Below are 2,948 nucleotides of genomic sequence, written 5' to 3' on the forward strand. Positions count from 1 at the left end.
TTAGTTAAGTCCTCGATCGATTAGTATTCGTCAGCTCCACGTGTCACCACGCTTCCACCTCGAACCTATCAACCTCATCGTCTCTGAGGGATCTTACTCACTTAAAGTGATGGGAAGTCTCATCTTGAGGGGGGCTTCATGCTTAGATGCTTTCAGCACTTATCCTTTCCATACGTAGCTACCCAGCTATGCTCCTGGCGGAACAACTGGTACACCAGCGGTATGTCCATCCCGGTCCTCTCGTACTAAGGACAGCTCCTCTCAAACTTCCTGCGCCCACGACGGATAGGGACCGAACTGTCTCACGACGTTCTGAACCCAGCTCGCGTACCGCTTTAATGGGCGAACAGCCCAACCCTTGGGACCGACTACAGCCCCAGGATGCGATGAGCCGACATCGAGGTGCCAAACCTCCCCGTCGATGTGAACTCTTGGGGGAGATAAGCCTGTTATCCCCGGGGTAGCTTTTATCCGTTGAGCGATGGCCCTTCCATGCGGAACCACCGGATCACTAAGCCCGACTTTCGTCCCTGCTCGACTTGTAGGTCTCGCAGTCAAGCTCCCTTCTGCCTTTACACTCTGCGAATGATTTCCAACCATTCTGAGGGAACCTTTGGGCGCCTCCGTTACCTTTTGGGAGGCGACCGCCCCAGTCAAACTGCCCGCCTGACACTGTCTCCGAACCGGATCACGGTCCTGGGTTAGAATGTCCATACAGCCAGGGTGGTATCCCACGGCTGCCTCCACGTAAGCTAGCGCTCACGCTTCTGAGGCTCCCACCTATCCTGTACAAGCTGCACAGACATTCAATATCAGGCTACAGTAAAGCTCCACGGGGTCTTTCCGTCCTGTCGCGGGTAATGCGCATCTTCACGCATAGTATAATTTCACCGGGTCTCTCGTTGAGACAGTGCCCAAGTCGTTGCACCTTTCGTGCGGGTCGGAACTTACCCGACAAGGAATTTCGCTACCTTAGGACCGTTATAGTTACGGCCGCCGTTTACTGGGGCTTCGGTTCTAAGCTTCGGACCAAAGGTCCTAACTCTTCCCCTTAACCTTCCAGCACCGGGCAGGTGTCAGCCCCTATACTTCGCCTTTCGGCTTCGCAGAGACCTGTGTTTTTGCTAAACAGTCGCTTGGGCCTATTCACTGCGGCTCCATGTATATGAAGCACCCCTTCTCCCGAAGTTACGGGGTCATTTTGCCGAGTTCCTTAACGAGAGTTCTCCCGCTCACCTTAGGATTCTCTCCTCGCCTACCTGTGTCGGTTTGCGGTACGGGCACCTGTGACCTTGCTAGAGGCTTTTCTTGGCAGTGTGAAATCCGGAACTTCGGTCTTAGGTGACCTCCCCATCACAGCTTGAAATGGCCAGGCGGATTTGCCTACCTGACTTTCTCACTGCTTGGGCGCACACGTCCATCGGTGCGCTTTCCTTATCCTACTGCGTCCCCCCATCACTCAAAACGGTCACGAGGTGGTACAGGAATATCTGCCTGTTGTCCATCGCCTACGCCTTTCGGCCTCGGCTTAGGTCCCGACTAACCCTGAGAGGACGAGCCTTCCTCAGGAAACCTTAGGCATTCGGTGAAAGAGATTCTCACTCTTTTTTCGCTACTCATACCGGCATTCTCACTTCTAAGCGCTCCACCAGTCCTCACGGTCTGACTTCACAGCACTTAGAACGCTCTCCTACCATTGTTCGAAGAACAATCCACAGCTTCGGTGATACGTTTAGCCCCGGTACATTTTCGGCGCAGAGTCACTCGACCAGTGAGCTATTACGCACTCTTTAAATGGTGGCTGCTTCTAAGCCAACATCCTGGTTGTCTAAGCAACTCCACATCCTTTTCCACTTAACGTATACTTTGGGACCTTAGCTGGTGGTCTGGGCTGTTTCCCTTTCGACTATGAACCTTATCACCCATAGTCTGACTCCCAAGTCTAAGTAGCTGGCATTCGGAGTTTGACTGAATTCGGTAACCCGATGAGGGCCCCTAGTCCAATCAGTGCTCTACCTCCAGTACTCTTTTTCTTGAGGCTAGCCCTAAAGCTATTTCGGAGAGAACCAGCTATCTCCGTGTTCGATTGGCATTTCACCCCTACCCACACCTCATCCCCGCATTTTTCAACATACGTGGGTTCGGGCCTCCAGTCAGTGTTACCTGACCTTCACCCTGGACATGGGTAGATCACACGGTTTCGGGTCTACGACCACATACTAAATTCGCCCTGTTCAGACTCGCTTTCGCTGCGGCTCCGTGTCTTCCACTTAACCTTGCATGTAATCGTAACTCGCCGGTCCATTCTACAAAAGGTACGCCGTCACGCATAAACGCGCTTCGACTACTTGTAGGCACACGGTTTCAGGTACTCTTTCACTCCCCTCCCGGGGTGCTTTTCACCTTTCCCTCACGGTACTGGTTCACTATCGGTCACTAGGGAGTATTTAGCCTTGGGAGATGGTCCTCCCGGATTCCGACGGAATTCCACGTGTTCCGCCGTACTCAGGATCCACTCCGGAGGAAATTCTCTTTTGACTACAGGGCTATTACCCTCTTTGGCTCATCTTTCCAGATGGATTCGTCTAAAGAATTTCTTTGTAACTCCAAAGGAGTGTCCTACAACCCCAGAGAGCAAGCTCTCTGGTTTGGGCTAATTCCGTTTCGCTCGCCGCTACTTGGGAAATCGCATTTGCTTTCTCTTCCTCCGGGTACTGAGATGTTTCAGTTCCCCGGGTCTGCCTCTTATGCCCTATGTATTCAGACATAAGTCCTGTTCCATTACGAACAGTGGGTTTCCCCATTCGGAAATCTCCGGATCGAAGCTTACTTACAGCTCCCCGAAGCATATCGGTGTTAGTCCCGTCCTTCATCGGCTCCTAGTGCCAAGGCATCCACCGTGCGCCCTTATTCACTTAACTAAGTTAACAATGAATAAGCGTACTAAT

General features: G+C 52.4%; 1 rRNA gene. It reads right to left on the bottom strand.

Annotated features, from left to right (window positions below):
• A 23S ribosomal RNA gene (locus D8M06_RS19565) occupies positions 1–2,921 on the bottom strand.
• Between the last annotated feature and the right edge of the window lie 27 nt (positions 2,922–2,948).

It is taken from the genome of Oceanobacillus halophilus, from assembly GCF_003628505.1.
GTDB classification, from domain to species: Bacteria; Bacillota; Bacilli; order Bacillales; family Amphibacillaceae; genus Oceanobacillus; species Oceanobacillus halophilus.